This window comes from Yonghaparkia sp. Root332, assembly GCF_001425665.1.
Taxonomy (GTDB): Bacteria; Actinomycetota; Actinomycetes; order Actinomycetales; family Microbacteriaceae; genus Microcella.
In genome coordinates this window covers 1,162,085-1,183,559 of record NZ_LMCX01000001.1, presented here as the reverse complement: position 1 = coordinate 1,183,559, position 21,475 = coordinate 1,162,085, and the positions used below count along the sequence as shown (strand labels likewise).

Annotated in this window: 17 protein-coding genes; 4 read left to right on the top strand and 13 right to left on the bottom strand. The window is 73.0% G+C overall.

Going from position 1 to position 21,475, the window contains the following annotated elements; genetic code table 11:
• Positions 1-40: 40 nt before the first annotated feature.
• On the bottom strand, positions 41-781 hold the full coding sequence (locus ASC54_RS05685) for a MazG family protein (RefSeq protein ID WP_055897247.1): 741 nt from the start codon (positions 779-781) through the stop codon (positions 41-43).
• Positions 782-968: 187 nt separating this feature from the next.
• Positions 969-2,381, bottom strand: coding sequence for an MDR family MFS transporter (locus ASC54_RS05680; RefSeq protein WP_082514876.1), 1,413 nt, complete (start codon positions 2,379-2,381; stop codon positions 969-971).
• A 188-nt stretch (positions 2,382-2,569) separates the two neighbouring features.
• Here ASC54_RS05680 and ASC54_RS05675 point away from each other — a divergent pair, with 188 nt between their 5' ends.
• Entirely contained in the window at positions 2,570-3,442 is an 873-nt protein-coding gene (locus tag ASC54_RS05675) for a CPBP family intramembrane glutamic endopeptidase (protein ID WP_055897244.1), read from the top strand.
• Positions 3,443-3,487: 45 nt separating this feature from the next.
• Here ASC54_RS05675 and ASC54_RS05670 read toward each other — a convergent pair whose 3' ends face one another.
• The 5 genes from ASC54_RS05670 to ASC54_RS05650 all read right to left on the bottom strand — a co-directional run bounded on the left by ASC54_RS05670 (position 3,488) and on the right by ASC54_RS05650 (position 9,663).
• The gene (locus ASC54_RS05670) at positions 3,488-3,970 is read right to left on the bottom strand and encodes a CHRD domain-containing protein (RefSeq protein ID WP_162242496.1); all 483 of its coding nucleotides are present in this window, start codon (positions 3,968-3,970) and stop codon (positions 3,488-3,490) included.
• 120 nt (positions 3,971-4,090) lie between these two features.
• Complete coding sequence (gene mfd / locus ASC54_RS05665) at positions 4,091-7,633, bottom strand: transcription-repair coupling factor (RefSeq protein WP_055897240.1); 3,543 nt, start codon at positions 7,631-7,633, stop codon at positions 4,091-4,093.
• Positions 7,634-7,705: 72 nt separating this feature from the next.
• Positions 7,706-8,293, bottom strand: a complete 588-nt coding sequence (gene pth, locus ASC54_RS05660; RefSeq protein ID WP_055897237.1) for an aminoacyl-tRNA hydrolase — start codon at positions 8,291-8,293, stop codon at positions 7,706-7,708.
• A gap of 41 nt (positions 8,294-8,334) precedes the next feature.
• Entirely contained in the window at positions 8,335-8,997 is a 663-nt protein-coding gene (locus ASC54_RS05655; RefSeq protein ID WP_055897236.1) for a 50S ribosomal protein L25/general stress protein Ctc, read from the bottom strand.
• A 150-nt stretch (positions 8,998-9,147) separates the two neighbouring features.
• Positions 9,148-9,663 (bottom strand): gluconokinase, encoded by a 516-nt coding sequence (locus ASC54_RS05650; RefSeq protein ID WP_055856565.1) that lies wholly within the window; start codon positions 9,661-9,663, stop codon positions 9,148-9,150.
• Between the two features lie 126 nt (positions 9,664-9,789).
• Here ASC54_RS05650 and gndA point away from each other — a divergent pair, with 126 nt between their 5' ends.
• Positions 9,790-11,238: an NADP-dependent phosphogluconate dehydrogenase gene (gene gndA, locus ASC54_RS05645; protein WP_082514874.1), complete on the top strand. Its 1,449-nt coding sequence runs from the start codon at positions 9,790-9,792 to the stop codon at positions 11,236-11,238.
• 64 nt (positions 11,239-11,302) lie between these two features.
• Here gndA and ASC54_RS05640 read toward each other — a convergent pair whose 3' ends face one another.
• The 3 genes from ASC54_RS05640 to ASC54_RS05630 all read right to left on the bottom strand — a co-directional run bounded on the left by ASC54_RS05640 (position 11,303) and on the right by ASC54_RS05630 (position 16,136).
• The gene (locus ASC54_RS05640; RefSeq protein WP_055856568.1) at positions 11,303-12,559 is read right to left on the bottom strand and encodes a low temperature requirement protein A; all 1,257 of its coding nucleotides are present in this window, start codon (positions 12,557-12,559) and stop codon (positions 11,303-11,305) included.
• A gap of 124 nt (positions 12,560-12,683) precedes the next feature.
• Entirely contained in the window at positions 12,684-14,735 is a 2,052-nt protein-coding gene (locus ASC54_RS05635) for a CoA transferase (RefSeq protein ID WP_055897233.1), read from the bottom strand.
• Positions 14,736-14,759: 24 nt separating this feature from the next.
• Positions 14,760-16,136 (bottom strand): APC family permease, encoded by a 1,377-nt coding sequence (locus ASC54_RS05630; RefSeq protein ID WP_055897230.1) that lies wholly within the window; start codon positions 16,134-16,136, stop codon positions 14,760-14,762.
• 297 nt (positions 16,137-16,433) lie between these two features.
• Between ASC54_RS05630 and ASC54_RS05625 the strand changes: the two genes are divergently transcribed.
• Both ASC54_RS05625 and ASC54_RS05620 read left to right on the top strand, forming a co-directional pair.
• Positions 16,434-16,808 carry a hypothetical protein gene (locus ASC54_RS05625; RefSeq protein WP_055897227.1) on the top strand — a complete coding sequence of 125 codons (375 nt, stop codon included), beginning with the start codon at positions 16,434-16,436 and terminating at the stop codon, positions 16,806-16,808.
• Positions 16,809-17,053: 245 nt separating this feature from the next.
• Positions 17,054-18,415, top strand: a complete 1,362-nt coding sequence (locus ASC54_RS05620) for a transaminase (RefSeq protein ID WP_082514873.1) — start codon at positions 17,054-17,056, stop codon at positions 18,413-18,415.
• Between the two features lie 180 nt (positions 18,416-18,595).
• Here ASC54_RS05620 and ASC54_RS05615 read toward each other — a convergent pair whose 3' ends face one another.
• The 3 genes from ASC54_RS05615 to ASC54_RS05605 all read right to left on the bottom strand — a co-directional run bounded on the left by ASC54_RS05615 (position 18,596) and on the right by ASC54_RS05605 (position 21,468).
• Positions 18,596-19,573 (bottom strand): ribose-phosphate diphosphokinase, encoded by a 978-nt coding sequence (locus ASC54_RS05615; RefSeq protein WP_055856579.1) that lies wholly within the window; start codon positions 19,571-19,573, stop codon positions 18,596-18,598.
• A gap of 69 nt (positions 19,574-19,642) precedes the next feature.
• A complete protein-coding gene (gene glmU / locus ASC54_RS05610; protein WP_055897224.1) occupies positions 19,643-21,070 on the bottom strand; it encodes a bifunctional UDP-N-acetylglucosamine diphosphorylase/glucosamine-1-phosphate N-acetyltransferase GlmU in 1,428 nt (475 codons plus the stop codon).
• A complete protein-coding gene (locus tag ASC54_RS05605) occupies positions 21,067-21,468 on the bottom strand; it encodes a polyketide cyclase (protein WP_055897221.1) in 402 nt (133 codons plus the stop codon). Before ASC54_RS05605 ends, glmU begins: the two co-directional genes overlap by 4 nt.
• Positions 21,469-21,475 lie beyond the last annotated feature (7 nt).

Below are 21,475 nucleotides of genomic sequence, written 5' to 3'. Positions count from 1 at the left end.
AGTCAAGCACTCACGGCACCCGGTGTCGAGGAGGACTCGCCTATGGCGACGATTCCTCGCCGGACACCGTCGCGGTCGCGGCCGTCGACTCGGCGGCGCGGATGCCCGCCTCCAGATCGCGCGTCGCCGTGCGGAGGGCGCGCTCGGCATCCCACCCCCGCTCGCGGGCGACCGCGACCAGGTGGAGGAGCTCCTCGCCCAGGGCCCGCTCGTCGGCGAGGTCAGGGCGCTCGCGCCCCGCAGTCTGCGGCGCGACGCCGAGCGCGCCGCCCTTGCTCAGCACCTTGTCGGCGCGCACGAGCGCCGGCAGTCCGCCCGGCAGCCCGTCGAGCACGCTCGTGCGGTTGGGCTTCTCGGCGGCCTTCCACGTCTCCCAGTTGGCGGAGACCTCGTCGGCGGTGTCGGCGACGACGTCGGCGAAGACGTGCGGGTGGCGGCCGACCATCTTGAGCATGCTGCGGGCGGCGACATCCTCGATCGTGAAGGGCGCGTCGGAGTCGGCGGCGGCGATGTCGGCGTGGAAGAGCACCTGGTAGAGCACGTCGCCGAGCTCCTCGAGCAGGTCGTCGCGGGATCCGTGCTCGATCGCCTCGATGAGCTCGTGCGCCTCCTCGATGAGGTACTTCGTGAGGCTCTCGTGGGTCTGCTCGGCATCCCACGCGCAGCCGCCGGGGGCGCGCAGCCGCGCCATCACGCCGATGAGCGCGTCGAGCGCGGGGTGCGGCTCGACCGGGGTGCCGGCCGGGGGCGCGGCGGAGGCGGCGGGGGTCGGCGAACTCATGCCGTCATCCTGGCATCGGCTCGCCACTCCCCGGCCCCCTCGCGGCTCTCGAGACCAAATGCAGGACGACGCGGCGGCGCACCCGGCGTGTCGCCGCGACACTCCGATGCCGAGGTGTCGCCGCCCTTCATTTGGTCGTCAGGGCGCGCGCGGGGTGGGCCGGCCCACCCAGTTCGGCGGGTGCAGCTCAGGCGGGCGCGGCAGCGTCCGCGGCCGCGCGGTCGGGCGCGGCGTGCGCTTCGTCGCCCTTCGGCGCGGGCGTGCGCGGCATCGTGGACGCCGCGACGAGGGTGACGACGGCGGCGACGAGCGTCGCGGCGAAGACGGCCGACGACGCCGCGATGATCGCCTCCGCGCTCACGCCCTCCCCCGCCGGAGCGCCCTCGCGGCCGATGATGCCGTTGGCGATGGCTCCGAAGATGGCGACGCCGACGGCGCTGCCGATCGAGCGGGCGAAGAGATTGGTGCCGGTGACCACTCCGCGCTCGTTCCAGGGCACGCTCGACTGCGCGGCGATGAGCGAGGGCGTGGCGACGAGCCCCATGCCGAGGCCGCTGACGAAGCACGCGACCGCGACGACGGCGACCGACGGCACCCCGGCCGTGGCGGCGAGCACGACGGGCCCCGCGATCACGAGCACCATGCCGATGAGCACCGTGTTCCGGAATCCGACCGTCAGGTAGAGCCGCCCCGACTGCGCGGCCGAGATGGGCCAGCCGATCGTGAGGGCGCCGAGCGCGAGACCGGCGATGAGCGGCGAGACCCCGAGCGAGCCCTCGAGGTAGGTGGGCACGTACGAGGTGAGCCCGAACAGCACCGCGCCGATGCCCGTCGACACGAGCGTCGTGGTGAGCAGCAGCCGCCGCGAGAATACCCACATCGGCAGGATGGGCTCGGATGCGCGCCGCTCGGCGAGGCCGAACGCGACGAGCAGCGCCCCGCCCCCTCCGAACGCGAGCGCGCTCTGCCACGAGAGCCACGGCCACGACTGGCCTCCCTCGAGCACTCCGACGAGGAGCAGCGCGAGTGCGGCGGTGAGAAGCACGGCGCCGAGGTAGTCGACCCGGTGGGTGCGGCGCTCGACGGTCTCGTGGAAGTGGCGGATGAGCATCCACCCCGCCAGCACGCACAGCGGGACGTTGACGAGGAAGATCCAGCGCCACGCGTCGAGCTCGGCGAACAGGCCCCCCAGCAGGGGCCCGATGACGGCGGATGCCCCCCACACGCTCGCGATGTAGCCCTGCACCTTGGCGCGCTCGGCGACGGAGTAGATGTCGCCTGCGATCGTGATCGACATGGGGCCGACCGCACCGGCGCCGAGGCCCTGCACGGCGCGGAAGGCGATGAGGGCGGGCATGCTCCAGGCGAGGCCGCACAGGATCGAGCCGACGAGGAAGAGCGCGATGCCGGTGAGGATGATCGGCTTGCGCCCGACGACGTCGCTGAGCTTCGCGTAGATCGGCACCGAGACGGCCTGGGCGAGCAGGTAGATCGAGAACAGCCACGGGAACTGCTCGAACCCGCCGAGCTCGGCGACGAGGGTCGGCACGGCGGTCGCGAGGATGGTCGCGTCGATCGCGACGAGGCCCGTGGTGACCATGAGCGAGAGCAGGATCGGCCCGCGCGAGGAGCGGAGTCCGACGTCGGCAGTGCTCAGGGGTCGCTCCTCGGTTCGGGGCCGTCATCGGCACGCTGCTGGCCGCTGCGCGCGGTCGGCTCATGCTGGCACCGCAGTCTGGGAGGCGACCGCTCGGGAGCCGATCATCCGCTCCCTGTCAGGATGGCCCCGTGCTCACCCCCGACGACCCGCTCAGCCGCGGCATCGCGGCCGCGATCGCGGTCGGGCTCGTCGCGCTGCTGATCTGGCGGGCGATCCGCAAGGACCGCCGCGAGTACTCCCGCTTCCGTCGCTACCGCTCGAGCGCGAAGCGCCGGGCGATGATGCGGCGCTGGCTGATCGAGTCGCTGCTCCTGTTCGGCGGCTCGGCGATCGTGCTGGCCGCGGTCGTGCATCCGCTCACGGGGTCGGTCCTCGAGGCGGCCCGCGCGGTCGGGTGGGTCGCGGCCGTCGTGGGCTGGCTCTCGAGCCCGGTCGGGATGCTCGTCCTCGCGCTCGCCGCCGCCCTCGCCGTGGCGCTCACGATCGTGGGCGTGCGCTCCGCCCGCCGCGAGGGCGGCGTCGTGATGATCGGCGACATCGCGGCGCTGCTGCCCCGCAACCGCCCGGAGCTCGGCTGGGCGTCGGCGCTCGCGGTCAACGCGGGGGTCGTCGAGGAGCTGCTGTTCCGGCTGTGCCTGCCGGCGCTGCTGTTCGTCGTGACGGGCGAGCCGCTCAGCGCGTTCGGGCTCGCGGCGCTGCTGTTCGCGGCGCTGCACGCCTACCAGGGGGTTCCGGGCGTGATCGGCACGCTCGTCGTCGGGCTCCTGCTGACGGCCGCGTACGTGCTGAGCGGCAGCATCGTCGTCGCGATCGTGCTGCACGCGCTGCTCGACCTGCGCACGCTCGTGCTCGTGCCGGTCGCCGTGTACGACGTGCACCGCGTGCCGGGGACTCGGCGGTTCCCGCCGGCGCTCGCGGCGCTGTCGCTCAGCGAACCGGAGCCGGAGCCGGAGCCGGCTGCCGAGGCCGACGCGGACGCGGAGACACCCGAGACGCGATGAGGGGCGGAGCGCCGAAGCGCCCCGCCCCTCACCCCTCGACCTGCGTCAGCGCTCGAGCTGACCGCGGATCGCGCCCGCGCGGAACTCGTCGCTGTGGATGTTGACGTAGTACGCGCCCGGATCGCGGACGATGTCGCGCAGCAGCTCGCGCGGCGCGTCGACGCACCCGGCGGCGACGCCGTCGGCTCCGGCGACCGCGGCGAGCGTGATGACGACGGGTCCGTTGACCCCGGCCCCGCCCGCGTGGACGTGCCCGAAGATCGGCGCGACGCCGCTGAAGGCGATGTCGTAGCAGAGCTCGCCCTGGCCGACGTTCACCGTGACGTTCGCCGTGCCCATGCCGTCGGGGTCGCCGACGACGGCGCCGGGGGTCGCGCCGACCTCGTTGGCGCCGCTGAGCTCGGCGGCGAGCGGGCGGCCGGAGGATCCGTCGTCGCTGACCGAGGCGGCATGGGCGGCCGCGGGCGCGCTCAGCAGGCCGAGAACCGCGGCCGCGGTGATGATCGAGCGGGTTCGAGTGGCGATCATGTGGTGCTCCAGACTCATCGGGGGAACCGCGGCGCAGCGCCGCGCCCGATGATGCTCACCCGGCCCTCCCGAGAGCGACCCCCGCCCCCAGCGAACCGGGAGCGATGTCGCACTCGATCGTCAGGTGGAGGGCGCGGCCGACGGCGCGGGCTCGACCGCGTAGAGGTTCGTGAGCGCCGAGCCGACCCACGCGATGAGGTCGTCGTCGCTCGCGTCCTTCGGCAGCAGCATCGTCGCGACCTTCTGCTGCGCGAAGTACTTCGAGCCGGGGTACATGCGCTGCAGGCGCAGCTGACGCGAATCGGGGAGCTCCTTGCCGACGATGCGGAGGTTGGAGCCCATGACGACGACGTCGCTGAGTCCGAGAGCCTGGGCCTGGCGGCGCAGGCGAGAGACCGCGAGGAGCGCGAGCACCGCCTGCGGCGGGTCGCCGTAGCGGTCGGTGAGCTCGTCGAGCACGGCATCCAGCGCGTCATCGGGGCTCGCGGGGCCCGCCGCCGCCGAGAGCTTCTGGTACGCCTCGAGTCGCAGGCGCTCGGATTCGATGAACTCCTCGGGGATGTGCGCGTCGACCGGCAGCTCGAGCCGCAGCTCGGTCTGCTCGTCGGCCGCGTCGCCGCGGAAGGCGCTCACGGCCTCGCCGATCATGCGCAGGTAGAGGTCGAAGCCGACGCCCGCGATGTGGCCGGCCTGCTCGGCGCCGAGCAGGTTGCCAGCACCGCGGATCTCGAGATCCTTCATCGCGATCTGCATGCCGCCGCCGAGGTCGGTGTTCGCGGCGAGGGTCTGCAGGCGGTCGTTCGCGGTGTCGGTGAGCGGCTTGAGCTCGTCGTAGAGGAAGTACGCGTACGCGCGCTCGCGGCCGCGGCCGACGCGCCCGCGCAGCTGGTGCATCTGGCTGAGCCCGTACTTGTCGGCCCGGTCGATGATGAGCGTGTTGGCGTTCGCGACGTCGAGGCCGGTCTCGATGATCGTCGTGGAGACGAGCACGTCGAAGCGGCGCTCCCAGAAGTCGACCATGACCTGCTCGAGGCTCGACTCGCTCATCTGCCCGTGCGCGACGGCGATGCGCGCCTCGGGCACGAGCTCGGCGAGGTGGGCGGCGACGCGGTTGATGCTCGAGACGCGGTTGTGCACGTAGAACACCTGGCCCTCGCGCAGCAGCTCGCGGTGGATCGCCGCGGCGACCTGCTTGTCGCTGTACGGCCCGACGAAGGTCAGGATCGGGTGGCGGTCCTCCGGCGGCGTCGCGAGGGTCGACATCTCGCGGATGCCCGTCACGGCCATCTCGAGGGTGCGGGGAATGGGCGTGGCCGACATCGCGAGCACGTCGACGTTCGTCTTGAGCTTCTTGAGCGCGTCCTTGTGCTCGACGCCGAAGCGCTGCTCCTCGTCGATGATGACGAGGCCGAGGTCCTTGAAGGTGACGCCCTGGCTCAGGATGCGGTGGGTTCCGAGGACGACGTCGACCGTGCCGCGGGCGAGCCCCTCGATCGTCTCCTTCGCCTCCTTGTCGGTCTGGAACCGGCTGAGCGCCCGCACGTGCACCGGGAATCCGGCGAAGCGGTCGGCGAAGGTCTCCATGTGCTGCTTCACGAGCAGGGTCGTCGGCACGATCATCGCGACCTGCTTGCCGCCCTGCACGGCCTTGAACGCGGCGCGCACGGCGACCTCGGTCTTGCCGTAGCCGACGTCGCCCGCGAGGAGGCGGTCCATCGGGATGGGCGACTCCATGTCGCGCTTGACCTCATCGATCGTCGTGAGCTGGTCGGGGGTCTCGGCGTACGGGAACGCCTCCTCGAGCTCGCGCTGCCACGGGGTGTCGGGCGCGAACGCGTGCCCGCGGCTCGACATGCGCGCCGAGTACAGCTTCACGAGCTCGACGGCGATGTCGCGGACGGCCTTCCGCGCCTTGCCCTTCGCGGCCGCCCAGTCGCTGCCGCCCATCTTGCTGAGCGCGGGCGCCTCGCCGCCGACGTACCGCGTCAGCAGGTCGAGCTGGTCGGTCGGCACGTAGAGCTTGTCGCCCGGGTAGCCGCGCTTGGAGGGCGCGTACTCGAGAGCCAGGAACTCGCGCGTGCTCTTCACGGCGCTGCGCCCGCCGCCCGTCGACACCTCGCGCTGCACGAGCTCGAGGAAGCGCCCGATGCCGTGCGTGGCGTGCACGACGAAGTCGCCGGTCTTCAGCTGCAGCGGGTCGACGACGTTCTTGCGGCGGCTCGCGAGCTTCTTCGGCTGGCGCGAGTCGTAGCCGACGGCGCGGCCGTAGAACTCGGTCTCGCTCAGCAGGCCGATCCGCAGCTCGGGCAGCTCGAAGCCGTGCTCGACGCTGCCGCGCACGAGGTGCACGACGCCGGGCTCGAGCGTCTCGGGCAGCTCGTCGACGATGCGCGCGGCGACCTGCTGCTCGGAGAGCACGTCGCTCGCGCGCTCGAGCAGGCCCGCGCCGCCCGCGACGACGACCATGGCCCACCCGTCACGCACGCGATCGACGACGTGGTCGACGGCTCCCCCGGCGATGCCCGCGAAGCTCGGCGGCTCGGTCGCGTCGATGCGCAGGACATCCGGGTCGTCGGCGTCGAACGCGCTGATCGTGTACCAGGGGCGGTCACCGGATGCTGCGCGCAGGCCGTTCACGGTGAGGAAGTCGCCCGCGTCGAGGTCGATGGGCGCCTCGGCTCCGGCCGTGGCCGCGTGCCACGCCGCCGACAGGAACTCGCGGTTGGTCTCGACAAGCGTCGTCGCCCGGCTCGCGACGCGCTCGGGGCTCAGGACGGCGACCGCCGCGCCGGCCGGGAGGTAGTGCGTGAGGGGGACGAGCTCGTCGACGAGCGCGGGGGCGAGGCTCTCCATGCCCTCGACCGGGATCCCCTCGCCGATCTTCGCGAGCATCTGCGCGAGGCTCGGGAACTCGTGCTGCATCTCGCGCGCCCGCTGCTTCACGCTCTCGGTGAGCAGGAGCTCGCGCGTCGGCGGCAGCTCGATGCGCGCGACGGGCTCGGGCAGCGAGCGCTGGTCGGCGACGGAGAACTCGCGCAGCTGCTCGACCTCGTCGCCGAAGAACTCGATGCGGACGGGGTGCTCGGCGACGGCCGGGAAGACGTCGAGGATGCCTCCGCGCACCGCGAACTCGCCGCGCCGCGTGACCATGTCGACGCGCGCGTAGGCGAGGTCGATGAGCCGCTCGACCGTCGGGGCGAGCTCGTGCCCGCGCTCGCCTGCGGCGAGCACGACGGGCTCGATTCTCGTGAGACCCGTGGGCAGGGGCTGCAGCGCCGCGCGCACGGAGGCGACGACGACGAGGTGGCCGGTGGGGGCATCCGCCCACTGCGCGAGCGCCCGCAGGGTGCGGATGCGGCGGCCGACGGTCTCGGCGCTCGGGCTCAGTCGCTCGTGGGGCAGGGTCTCCCACGCGGGGAGGTCGAGGATCGTCGCGTCGGGCAGCAGGCAGCGAAGCGCGTCGATGAGGCCCTCGGACTCGCGGCCGGTCGCGGTGATCGCGAGCAGGCACTGCGGGGCGTCACGAGCAGTCAGGATGCTCGCCACGAGCGGAGCGCGGAGGCCCTCGACGACCGAGAAATCGGTCGAGACCCTCGCGGCCTCGAGCGCCTCCTGGAGCGTGCGGGCGCGCGACAGGGCCGGGATCAACCGCTCGAGACTCACTGGAGTGAGTGTACGCGCGGGCGGCTGAGGGTTGCGCGGGTGGCGGGCGGCGCGGAGCGGGTGCGCTGCGGGTCAGGCGCGCGGGCCGTGGAACCTCTGCTGCGCCGCGAGCAGCCCCTGCTCGACGAGCAGCTCGACCGCGTCGGCGGCGTCGCCGAGGAGGAACGGCAGGCGCGCCCTCTCGGCGGCCGGGAAGTCCTTCAGGACGTAATCGGCGGCATCCTGCCGCCCGGGCGGGCGGCCGATGCCGATGCGGACGCGCGGGAACTCCTGCGTGCCGAGCGCCTTGATGATGTCGCGCACGCCGTTCTGGCCGCCGTGCCCGCCGTCGGCCTTGAGCTTGATCGACTCGAACGGCAGATCGAGGTCGTCGTGCAGGACGACGACGCGCTCGGGCGGGATGCCGAAGTACTTGGCCGCGCTCGAGACGGGCCCGCCGGAGGTGTTCATGTAGCTGAGCGGCTTGACGAGCACGAGCTTCGGGCCGCCGGGGCGCAGCCGCACCTCGGCGAGCATCGTCGTCGACCTGTGGCGCGAGAACCTCCCGCCGAGCCGCTGCGCGAGCTCGTCGAGCGCCATCTGGCCGACGTTGTGCCGATTGCCGGCGTAGCCGGGCCCGGGGTTCCCGAGCCCGGCTACGAGCCAGACGTCGTCGGCCACAGCCGGAGGTGCCTGACGCCTCGTGAATCCGACGATGATGCCTACTCGGCGGCCTCGGTCGACTCGCCCTCGGCGGTCTCGCCCTCGGCGCCCTCAGCGCCCTCAGCGGCCTCGCCCTCGGCGCCCTCGGCCTCGGTCGTGCCGTCGGCGTCGGAGGTCGTGTCGAGCTGCGGGGTCGACACGACGACGACGAGCGCCTCCGGGTCGGTGATGAGGGTCGTGCCCTTGGGCAGCTCGACCTGGCCCGCGAGGATCTGCGTGCCCTCCTCGAGGCCCTCGATCGAGACGACGAAGCTCTCGGGGATGTGCGTGGCCTCGGCCTCGACCGAGAGGGTCGTGTGCTCGAGCATCGCGATGGTGCCGGCGAAGCTCTCGCCCTCGAGGTGCACGGGCACGTCGACGACGACCTTCTCGCCCTTGCGGACGACGATGAGGTCGATGTGCTCGATGAGCTGGCGCACCGGGTCCTTCTGCACGTCCTTGACGAGCGCGAGCTGCTCGTCGCCCTCGATGTCGAGCGTCAGCACGACGTTCTTCTTGCGGAGCAGAAGAGCCGTCTCGTGACCCGGCAGGGTGACGTGGCGGGGCTCGGTGCCGTGGCCGTAGATGACGGCGGGGATCTTGTTCGTCGCACGGATCTTGCGCGCGGCGCCCTTGCCGAAGCTCGAGCGCACCTCCGCTGCGAGGTGGGTGTTCTCGGACATGCCGGACTCCTTGTGATCAGTGGGCCGTTGAGACCCGGTCGTGTGTGTCGACTCGAACGCGTTCACGCGTGAGGAAAGACCTGGCGCCTCGCCCACCGCGTCGATAACGAAGGGCACGCGCCCTTCCTCGCCGAAGTTCAGTGGGCCAGTCTACGCGACATCGGGCGACGCCGGCACCGGCAGCAGGTCGGCGACCTCCTGTGCCAGCTGCGGGATGCTCCGCTCGCCGTCGAGCACCGTGACGAGCTCGCCCTGCGCGGGGCTCTCGAGCGTCGCGAGCTGCGAGTCGAGCAGGCTCGCCGGCATGTAGTGGCCCTGACGCCGCGCGAGCCGCCCCTCCAGGACGGTGCGGGGGACGTCGAGCAGCGCGAAGAGCGTGCCCGGGGCGAGCTCGCGCAGTCGTGCGCGGTAGGAGCGCTTGAGGGCGCTGCAGGCCATGACGCAGGGGCGGTGGTCGCGGAGGGCCGCGCCCACGGCATCCAGCCAGGGGGCGCGGTCGGCGTCGTCGAGCGGATGCCCCGCCGCCATCTTGGCCACGTTGGCGGCCGGGTGCAGGTCGTCGGCGTCGAGGAAGACGACGCCCGCGCGGGCCGCCGCGTCACGACCGACGACCGTCTTGCCGGCGGCCGAGACGCCCATGAGCACGAGGGAGGGGCGATCGGGCATGCCTCCACCGTAGGCGGGAGGCCGTCGGGCCGGCGCCGAGCGTTCAGGGAATAGGCTGGAGACGGTCGTGCCACCACCTCTCTGACCGCGGCGCCGAGCGCCCTCACCCCCCTTCAGGAGCACCCCGTGACCCAGCCCCAGGCCAACATCGGCGTCGTCGGACTCGCCGTGATGGGCTCGAACCTCGCCCGCAACCTCGCCAGCCGCGAGGGCAACACGGTCGCCGTCTTCAACCGCTCGTACGAGAAGACCGAGACGCTCATCACCGACCACCCCGAGGCCGGGTTCATCGCGACGAGCACGTACGACGAGTTCGCCGCGGCGCTGCAGAAGCCGCGCACGGCGATCATCATGGTGCAGGCCGGTCGCGGAACCGACGCCGTGATCGACGCCCTCACGACGGTCTTCGAGCCGGGCGACATCATCGTCGACGGCGGCAACGCGCTCTTCACCGACACCATCCGCCGCGAGGCGGCCGTGCGGGCGACGGGCATCAACTTCGTGGGCGCCGGCATCTCGGGCGGCGAGGAGGGCGCCCTCAACGGACCCTCGATCATGCCCGGCGGCTCGGCCGAGGCGTGGGAGACCCTCGGGCCCATCCTGCGCTCCATCGCGGCGGTCGCCGACGGCGAGCCGTGCGTGACCCACGTCGGCACCGACGGCGCCGGCCACTTCGTCAAGATGATCCACAACGGCATCGAGTACGCCGACATGCAGCTCATCGCCGAGGCGTACGACCTGCTCCGCCGCGTCGGAGGCCTCGAGCCGGCCGAGATCGCCGAGATCTTCGCCGAGTGGAACCGCGGCGAGCTCGAGAGCTACCTCATCGAGATCACCGCCGAGGTGCTGAAGCAGGTGGATGCGACGACCGGCAAGCCGCTCGTCGACGTCATCCTCGACCAGGCCGGCGCCAAGGGCACCGGCGCATGGACCGTGCAGTCGGCGCTCGACCTCGGCGTTCCCGTGTCGGGCATCGCGGAAGCCGTGTTCGCCCGCTCGCTCTCGTCGAAGCCGGCCCAGCGCCTCGCCGCGCGCGACCTCCCGGGCGCCGTCGACGCGTGGGAGGTGAGCGACCGCGCCGCGTTCGTCGAGGACGTGCGCCGCGCCCTCTACGCCTCGAAGATCATCGCCTACAGCCAGGGCTTCGACGCGATCGTCGCCGGCGCCGAGCAGTACGACTGGGACATCAGGAAGGGCGAGATCGCGAAGATCTGGCGTGCGGGCTGCATCATCCGCGCCCAGTTCCTCAACCGCATCACCGAGGCCTACGCGGACGACCCCGAGCTCGTCGCGCTCGTCACGGCGCCGTACTTCGCCGACGCGGTCGCGGGCGCACTGCCCTCCTGGCGGCGCGTCGTCTCGGGGGCCGCGCTCGCGGGCATCCCGACCCCGACGTTCGCGTCGTCGCTCTCGTACTACGACGGGCTGCGGGCCGACCGCCTGCCGGCCGCGCTCGTGCAGGGCCAGCGCGACTTCTTCGGCGCGCACACGTACGAGCGCGTCGACCGCGAGGGCACGTTCCACACGCTGTGGAGCGGCGACCGGAGCGAGATCTCGGCGGCGGACGCGCACTGAGCCTCACGGTTGCGTCGTCGCGCGGCCGCCGCTGCGGCGGGGGGCACTCGACGACGCGCCGAGATCAGGAGAGCACGCGCGACAGGAGCTCCGTGCGGTGGCGATGCCCGACGGTCTCATCGCCCACGACGATGAGGATCGGCGCGAGCGTGACGACCACGAGGCAGATCGACAGGGCGACGCCCGCAGCGGCGAGGGCCACCGCGAGCACCAGCAGCGCGATCGTTCCGGCGAACAGGCCCCAGTGGAACGGGTCGCCCTCGCCGACGAGCGCGGTGTGGAGCACGAAGAGCGCGACCACGAAGACGAGCACGGGAAGCGAGACCGCGACCACCGTGAGCAGCGAGCTCAGCTCGGACTCGCCCTCGATGAAGTACGCGGCCGCGTGCAGGCCGGCGCCGACGGCGGCGATCGAGGTGTAGAGGACGATGTGCCCGTAGCCCCAGCTGACGAGACGGTCGCGATACCGCGCGAGGACGGGCCCCGATGGCAGGGTGAAGTACGCCCACCACATGGCGAAGGTGAGTGCGGTGCCGGCGACGACCACCATGATCGCGTCGCCGCTCCAGCCCTGCACGTCGACGAGCGCGTTGACCGCGGCGATCGTTCCGAAGACCCCCTCACCGAGAACGATGATCGCGAACAGTCCGTACCGCTCCGCCAGATGATGCGGATGCCACGGGGTGCTGCCCGAGCGCCGCTCGATGACGCGGGGGGCCGCCAGCTCGATCACGGTGAGCGTGACGCCGATGACGATGAACAGCGGCAGCGGGAGCGCGGCGATCGCCAGGGCGACCCAGAAGAGCTGAATGACCAGGGTCGTGACGGACATGCCGATGGCGGTCGCCCGATGCTCGGGGTCCTGCCGGGCGACGCGGAGCCACTGCACGACGATGGCCACGCGCATGACCACGTACCCGGAGACCACCACGAGGTTGGCTGGCGGCTGCCCCTCCTCGAGCGAGTGGAAGAAGACGGGGAGCCCGAGCGCGAGGATGATGACGCCGGTCATCTGAACCATCGTCGTGATGCGATAGAACCAGTCGTCGGTATCGAACGCCGAGGCGAACCACGAGAACGCGATCCAGGCCCACGAGATCGCGAACATCGCGAATCCGAAGCCGAACACGCCCTCGGCCGGGTGCCCGTGCGTGAGCAGATGGGCGAACTGGTCGGCGGCGACCCCGATCGCCGCGACGAAGGCGAGATCGAAGAGAAGCTCGAGCGGTGTGACCACCCGACCGCGCTCGCGCGGGTCCCGCCCGACCATGAGACCGATGCGTCCGATGCGTCCACGTGCGATGGCCTGGGACGACGTCATGAGGATGCTCCTGTCCTGCGCCCCTCGCCGCGATGGAGCCGCCGCCCGATTGTGGCACGTGACCGCGACGGGGAGCGGAACGGCGTGCCTCCCCCGTCGTCTCGGGCGAGGCGCTCCCGCGCGTTCAGCGGGCCCGGCGGCCGCGGCGACGCGCGTAGCCCGGCGTCACCGCGCGCGACCGCGCGGACGCTCGCCCCAGGAACGGTCGGGTCAGCGCGAGCAGCACGGGGACGGCGAGCTGGATGAGCGCCGCCCCCGAGACGGCGACCGCGAGGCCGAGACCGACCCCGAGGTTCCAGGCCGCCTCGCCGGAGGTCGGCAGCGACCCGGTGTAGGCGAGCGTCGCGCCGACCACGTGCGCGACGAGACCCAGCGCGCTCGTGATCGCGAGCGTCGGGCCGACCGCGAGGCGGCGCGAGAGGGTGACCCAGCCGAGCGCGAGCGCGAGCGCCTGCGCGGCGGCGCCGACCGCCCAGCCGGGGTTCGACCACCAGCGCGCGCCGATGTCGGGCTGGGCGAGGAGCGCGGCGCCGAGCGTCTCGGGCAGCCCCTGCATCGCCCACACGAGCGCGGCGCTCAGCAGCGCCCACACGATCGCGCGCGTCGGCCGCATGATGACCGCGCGCGGCCCGCGCGGAGCGACCCGCTCGGCCTCCGCCTCGTCGTGCCGCTCGTCGACGAGCCAGAACGGGTCGTCGGAGCCGAGGTGGCGCGGCGGGTGGACGGTGTGCAAGCGGACTCCCCCGACCTCGAGCGGCGAGGCGAGCACGTCGGCGAGCCCCCACGGGGTGTCGAGCGGCGTCGACGGCACGCGCGGCTCGGCGTGCGCCTCGGCGGGCCCGAGCGCGTCGCGCAAGCGCTCGAGCTCGAGGGCGGTGCGGGCGAGCGACAGGCGGCTGCGCGACCCCTCCCCCGTGCGGCGGGCGTGCGCGACAGCGCGCAGGGCGGCCGTCGCGGCCAGCCACCCGGTGGCGTGATCGAGGGCCTGGACGGGCAGGGCGATCGGGGCGTCGGGTGCGCGGTGCGCATCCCCCTCGGAGGGCGCGGGGGCCGCGACGCTCGCGGTCGCGGGATCGGCGATGCCGGTCGCGAGCTGGACGAGCGAGTCGAACCCGCGCCGGCCCGCCCACGGCCCCGAGTACCCCCACGCGTCGAGCTGGACCTCGACGAGCCCGGGGCGGATCGCGCGCAGGGTGTCGTCGTCGAGGCCGAGCCCGGCGAGGGCCCCCGGCCGGTAGCCGTGCACGATCACGTCCGCCTCGGCGACGAGCGCGATGAGCTCGCTGCGCCCCTCGACGGTGTGCGCGTCGACGCGGGCGCAGCGCTTGCCGAGGGTCATGTCGGGCTCGACGGCGGGCTCGTCCCAGCCGGGCGGGTCGATGCGCAGCACATCGGCCCCGAGCATCGCGAGCGTGCGCGTCGCGACGGGCCCGGCGAGCACGCGCGTCAGGTCGAGCACGCGCACGCCGACGAGGGGGCGCTCGGGCACGCCGGGCGGGAACGGCTGGTCCGGCCGCGCGATCGCGGTCGTCTCGACGGCGATGAGGGGCTCGGCGGCGACGGCGACGCCCTGGGGATGCTCGCTCCACTCCGCGACGGACCGCAGTCGGGCGGCCGCCCCGCCCGCCTGCACGACCGCGGCCTCGAGGGCGTCGCAGCCGAAGGGCGCGACGGCGCGAGCGACGGTCTCGCGGTCGGGCTGCGCCGCCGCGGTGTCGGCCGTCACGCCGGCGGGGGCCAGGCCGAGCACGGCGAGGGCCGCCGCCCGGTGGTGCGGAGCGTTCATGTGCAGCCGGATCCAGCCGTCGACGGCGCGGTAGTCGCCGCTGAGCGGGTCCCACGGGCTCGGCTGCTCGGCCCGCGGCCGCACGGCCGCCCGGAACCAGGCTCCCGCGAGCGCCGCGTCGACCGTCACGGGCCCGTCGTGGTCGATGAGGTCGGCGAGCGCGAGCGCGGTCGTGGAGACGGCGGCGGCCGCGAAGGCGCCGACGGGGTAGGCGCCGCCGAGTGCGGGCCGTCCGCGGGCGGTGACGCCGCCCGCGACGCCCGCGCTCGCCGCGAGGGCGGCGGCGGCGAGCTCGAGCGCGCGCACGTCGCCGCTGTCGCCGAGCCGACCGGGGCCGTCGGGATCGCCGTTCGCCGCGCCGGGCGCGCCGGGGTGGGCGTGTCGGGTCACGCCCTCAGTCTGCCCCAGTCGCGCTCAGCGCGCGCCGCTCGTTCCGGCGCGGACCCGGAGGGCGACGGCCCGGGCGACGAGCCCGACGACGAGGATGCCCGCCGTGCCGAGGAGCGACGCCGCCGGCAGCGCGGCGACGAGGACGAGGCACCCCACGAGCCCGGCGCCGGCGACGAGCCGCGGTTGCCACCGCTCGCCCGCGGGCTGGCGGAGCGCGGAGAGGTGGGCGATGGCGTAGTAGACGAGCACGGCGGCGCTCGAGGCGGCGACGAGCTGGGCGGGCTGCAGGAGGAGCGCGATGCCGATCGCGATGAGCGCGATGAGCGCCTCCGAGACGACGGGCGCCCCGGTGCGGGTCGAGATGCGCGCGAGCGGGCCGGGCAGGTCGCGCTCGCGCGCCATCGCGAGGCTCGTGCGGCTGAGCCCGGCGAGGATGCCCGCGAGCGACCCGAGGCACGCGAGCGCCGCGAGCAGCGCGATCGGCAGCGCCCAGCGCGGGTCGATCGCGTCGGCGAGCGGTGATCTGCTCGCGGCGAGCGCGTCGACCCCGAGCCGGTCGACGAGCACGAGCGCGAGGGCCGCGTAGAGCGCGAGCACGACCCCGAGCGCGATGAGGATCGCGCGGGGGAGCGTGCGGCGCGGCGCGCGGACCTCTTCGCCGAGGGTCGCCATGCGCGCGTATCCGGCGAAGGCGAAGAAGAGGAGGGCCGCGGCCTCGAGGAGGCCTCCGAGCGTCGGCTCGGGCGCGGGCGGTGGGGCTCCGTCGCCCGACTCCGGGTCGCCCACCGAGCCGACGACGGGGCCGTCGACGCCGCCGAAGTCGGGGGCCGCCGTGAGCGCCGTCACGACGAACCAGACCGCGAGGCCCGCGAGCACGATGCTCACCATCGTGATCGCGACGCGCGCGGTCGTGCGGACTCCCGACATGTTGAGTGCGGCGAGCACAGCGATGAACGCGGCGGCGAGGATGCGGGTCGGGACGGCGTCGAGCCCGAGGGCGGTGCCGAGGTACGTGGCGGCGACCGATGCGATCGCGGCGGCCGAGGCGGTCTTGCCGACGACGAAGAGCCAGCCCGCGCTGAAGCCGATCCACGGGCCGACGTAGCGGCGGCCGAACGCGTACGCACCTCCGGAGGTGGGGTGCGCCATGGCGAGCTGGGCCGAGCTGAAGGCGTTGAGCGTCGCGACCATGGCGGCGATGAGCAGCGCGAGCAGGAGAAGCTCGCCGGCCGCTGCCGCCGCGGGAGCCCACACGAAGAACGCGCCCGCCCCGATCATCGACGCGAGCCCGATGCCGATCGCGCCGCCGAGCGCGACGCTGCGCGCGAGGGCGGAGCGACCTGGCGGCGTCGGCGGCTCGGCGCCGGTCGGCGGTTCGTCGGCGTCGGCGTCGGAGGTCACGCGCGCAGATTACCGGTGCGGGGTGGACGGGGCGGGGTGGACGGGGCGGGCGCGCGACGCACGTCGGGGTGTCCAGGCCGCCGGCGACCACGGTCAGTCGCGCACCCGTTCACGATGCGGAGGAGTGACGTAATGCTTTTTCGTCATTCCTCCACATCATGAGTGCGGCGGGTCGGTACGCGTGGGGTGGCGCGCCTCCCGCCCCGCACCCGCCGCCCCGCACCCGCCGCCCCGCACCCGCCGCCCCGCACTCCCCCGGGCACGCGGCCCGCGACCCCGCGTGCGAGACTGGCCGGGATGGACGACGACCCCCGCGAGCTCCGCGAGGCCGACTGGCCCGGCGACGGAGACGGTGCCGACGGTCGCTCCCCCGCGTGGGAGCGCCGTGCCCGCGTCATGCGCATCGTCAGCATCGTCGCCCTCCTCTCCCTCATCGTCCCGGGCGCCCTCGCGACGTGGGCGCTCGCCCAGTCGACCGCGGCGCGCGCGTGCCGCCTCGCCGTCGACACGCAGGCGGATGCCCGCATCCCCACCCGCGTCGCCTTCGAGCTCGGCAGCCTCGAGACCGTGGGCTGGAACTGCTACGCGCTCGCCCCCACGGGCGAGGTGCGCGTGGCCGTGCTCGGGGTGATCCCGGGGGCGCCGGACCTGCGGCCGCGCAGCGGCGCCTGAACCCGCGCCGCGCATCCGTCGCCCCTCTTTCGGGATGCCGGGCCGGTTTGCGATGATAAGAGCGTTCCGTGTTCGCCGATGGCCGCGCCCTGGAGGGCGCAGCGCCTGACCCGTCGAGGAGCGGTGGTTGCTTTCATCGCTTCCGGTCACCTCATGCGATCACCAGCACGGAGCCGGTGCGCCCTGCCCGCGGAGACTCCGCGCCCAGCAGCGCTCGCACCGTCGACGAAACGAATGAGGACCCCATGATCACGATCGATCGCACCCGCCTGGCCGAGATGTACGCCCGCGAGCAGGAGGCGTTCACCGCCGCCCGCCCGAAGTCGAAGGCCGCCTACGAGCGCGCCGAGCACCTGTTCGGCCGCGTGCCCATGACCTGGATGAACAAGAAGGCCGGCGGCTTCCCCATCTACCTCGACCGCGCGCACGGCAACCGCGTGTGGGACATCGACGGGCACGAGTACATCGACTTCGCCCTCGGCGACACCGGTTCGATGGCCGGGCACTCGAACCCGATCGTCGTCGAGGCCGTCACGCGCCGCATCGGCGAGCTCGGCGGCCTCGTGACGATGCTGCCGACGGAGGACGCGGAGTGGGTCGGCGCCGAGCTCTCGCGCCGCTTCAAGATGGACCGCTGGAGCTTCTCACTGACGGCGACGGATGCGAATCGCTGGGCGATTCGTCTCGTGCGCGCGATCACCGGGAGACGCAAGATCGTCTTCCACTCGTACTGCTACCACGGATCGGTCGACGAGTCTCTCGTCGTCGTCGGGCCCGACGGCGAGAGCATGTCGCGCCCCGGCAACGTCGGCGCCCCCGTGCCCGTGACGGAGACCTCGCGCGCCGCCGAGTACAACGACCTGCCCGGCCTCGAGCGCGCCCTCGCGCATGGCGACGTCGCCGCGGTGCTCATCGAGCCCGCGCTCACCAACATCGGCATCGTGCTGCCCGAGCCCGGCTACCTCGAGGGCGTGCGCGCCTTGACGCGCCAGTACGACGCGCTGCTCATCATCGACGAGACGCACACCTTCTCGGCCGGGCCCGGCGGCATGACGACCGCCTACGACATCGAGCCCGACCTCGTCGTCATCGGCAAGGCGATCGGCGGGGGCATCCCGACCGGGGCTTACGGCCTGTCTGCGGAGTTCGCCGAGCGCGCCCTCGCCCGCACCGACCTCGACCTCGTCGACATGGGCGGCGTCGGCGGCACGCTCGCCGGCAACCCCGTCTCGGTCGCGGCCATGCGCGCGACCCTCGAGCACGTGCTCACCGACGAGGCGTTCGCGCACATGATCGACACGGCGACGTACTTCACCGACGGGGTCAACGCGCTCTTCGACCAGTACGACCTTCCGTGGGCGATCAACCAGCTCGGCGCGCGGGCCGAGTACCGCTTCGCGCGGCCCTACCCGCTCAACGGGACGCAGGCGGCTGAGGCGGCCGACGGCGAGCTCGAGGACATGATCCACCTGTACCTCGCGAACCGCGGCATCATGCTCACGCCGTTCCACAACATGGCGCTCATGGCTCCCATGACGACGCGCGCCGATGTGGATGCCCACCACCGCGTCTTCGAGGAGTGCATCCGGGAGCTCGTGGCCGCGTAGCGCGCCGCGGGGCGTGGACTCGGCGTCGGCGGGGCGTCGATCAGCGCCGAATGAGTCGAAAAGTCGCGGTTGGGCCCGAATTTTCGGGCTCAACCGCGACTTTCGGGCTCAACCGCGGGCAAGCGGTTCGGCGCGGGGGCGCGAGGACGCAGGTGCACGGTGCGCGGGGCGCAGGTGCGGTTACGCGGCCCCGTCGAACATGCTCGTGACCGACCCGTCGTCGAACACCTCGTGGATGGCCCGCGCGAGCAGCGGGGCGATCGGCAGGACGGTGAGGCGATCCCAGCGCTTGTCCTCCGGGATGGGCAGCGTGTCGGTCACGACGACCTGGTCGATCGCCTCCGCCTGCAGGATGTCGAACGCGGGGTCGGAGAAGATCGCGTGGGTCGCGGCGACGACGACGCCGATCGCGCCGGCCTTCTTGAGCGCCTCGGCGGCCTTCACGATCGTGCGGCCGGTGTCGATCATGTCGTCGACGAGGAGGCAGACCTTGCCCTCGACCTCTCCGACGATCTCGTGCACCGAGACCTGGTTCGGCACGAGCGGGTCGCGGCGCTTGTGGATGATCGCCAGCGGCGCCCCGAGCTTGTCGCTCCAGATGTCGGCGACGCGCACGCGCCCCATGTCGGGCGAGACGACCGCGAGGGTCGAGGGGTCGAGCTTGGCGCGGAAGTGCTCGAGCAGCACGGGCATCGCGAACAGGTGGTCGACCGGCCCGTCGAAGAAGCCCTGGATCTGCGCGGCGTGCAGGTCGACGCTCATGATGCGGTCGGCGCCGGCGGCCTTGAACAGGTCGGCGATGAGGCGGGCCGAGATCGGCTCGCGGCCTCGCCCCTTCTTGTCCTGCCGCGAGTACGGGTAGAACGGCGCGACGACGGTGATGCGCTTGGCCGAGGCGCGCTTGAGGGCGTCGACCATGATCAGCTGCTCCATGAGCGCCTCGTTGATGGGGCGCGCGTGCGACTGGATGACGAAGGCGTCGCAGCCGCGCACGCTCTCGTCGAAGCGCGCGTAGATCTCGCCGTTGGCGAAGGTGCGCGCGTCGGTGGGCAGGACCTCGGTCTCGAGCTCCGCCGCGACCTGCTCGGCGAGCTCGGGGTAGGCGCGCCCCGAGATGATGACGAGGCGCTTCTGGCCGGTGATCTTGATGCTGGCCACGAGTCCTCGGTTTCTGCCGCCGCGGCGACGTTGCGATCGGTGTGGTTCTACTGTGGCGGCAGGGGGGTGTTAGTCGTCCGAGGCTGCGGCAGCCGCCTCGGCCGCCGCGGTTCCCGGCCGGTTCTTCTCCACCCAGCCGGCGATGTTCCGCTGCGGAGCGACGTTCACGGCCAGCTCGCCCGGCCCGACATCCTTGCGAATGACCGTTCCGGCGCCGGAGTACGCTCCGTCAGCAATCCTAACGGGGGCGACGAACACGTTGTGAGACCCGGTGCGCACGTGCGACCCGACCTGCGTCTTGTGCTTGTTGACGCCGTCGTAGTTGGCGGTGATGGTGCCGGCGCCGATGTTCGAGCCCTCGCCGACGGTCGTGTCGCCGATGTACGACAGGTGCGGCACCTTGCTGCCGGCGCCGAGGGTCGTGTTCTTCGTCTCGACGAACGTGCCGATCTTCCCCTTCTCACCCACGACGGTGCCGGGGCGCAGGTAGGCGAAGGGGCCGACGGATGCTCCCGCTCCGATCACCGCGAGCGTGGCGTCGGTGCGGCTCACGCGCGCATCCTGCCCGACCTCGGTGTCGGTGAGCGTCGAGTCGGGGCCGACGACGGCTCCGGCCGCGATCGTCGTCGCGCCCTTCAGCTGCGTGCCGGGAAGCACCTCGCTGTCGGCCTCGAGCGTGACGGTGCGGTCGATCCAGACCGAGGCGGGGTCGCTGATCGTGACGCCCGCGAGCTGCCAGCCGCGCACGATCATCCGGTTGAGGCGCAGCGCCGCGTCGGCGAGCTGCACGCGGTCGTTGACACCCGCGACGAGCCACGACTGGCCCGCGGGCAGCGCCGCGACGCCCTGCCCGTCGCCGCGCAGCAGGCCGATGACGTCGGTGAGGTACTTCTCCTGCGCCGCGTTGTCGGTCGACACGAGCGCGAGCGACGAGCGCAGCGGGGCGACGCTGAAGACGTAGGTGCCCGAGTTGATCTCGGTGATGGCGCGCTCGTCGTCGGTGGCATCTTTCTGCTCGACGATGCGGTCGAGGTCGCCGGCGGTCGAGCGCACGATGCGGCCGTACCCGGTGGCGTCGTCGAGCACGGCGCTCAGCACGGTCGCGGCGGCGGAGCGGGTCCGGTGCGCGGCGATGAGCTGGGCGAGGGTGTCGGCGTCGAGCAGGGGCACGTCGCCCGAGACGACGAGCACGTCGCCCGCGAAGTCGGCGGGAAGGGCATCCAATGCTGCTTCGACGGCCCGGCCGGTGCCCGGGATCTCGTCCTGGTCGGCGATGAGCGCGTCGGCGTCGAGCTCGGTGATCGCGGCGGCGACCGTGTCGCGATCGTGCCGCACGACGGCGACGACGTGCGCGGGGTCGAGCGCGCGGGCGGTCGCGAGCACGTGCCCGATGAGCGGGACTCCCGCGAGCCGGTGCAGCACTTTCGGCGTGCGCGACTTCATGCGGGTGCCCTGGCCGGCGGCGAGGACGATGACGGCGAGCTGCGAATCGGTCATCCGGCCATTCTCTCGCACAGCTCGCGCAGGGACCGCAGGTCGGCCGCGACGGCGGCCGCGTCGGCGTCGAATTCGGCGTCGGACATCCCGTCGCGCTGGAAGAGCGTGAAGACGACCTCGCTTCCGCCATCGTTCGGCAGGACGCGCATCGCGTTCGTGACGACGGTGCCGTCGGGTATCGTGACGTCGTGATCGAGGATGCCCCGCTCGATGTCGGTGCGGAACTCGACCCGCACGTCGCCCATCGGCGAGCTCGCGATCCACGCGTCGCCCTCGCGGCGGATGCCCTCGGCGAGCCCCGCGGCCCACTCGGGCAGGCTCAGCGGGTCGCGGGCGATGGCCATGACGACCGAGGGCGGGCGGGCGATCGACTCGCTGACGTGCCGGGCTCTGAACATGGGGTCA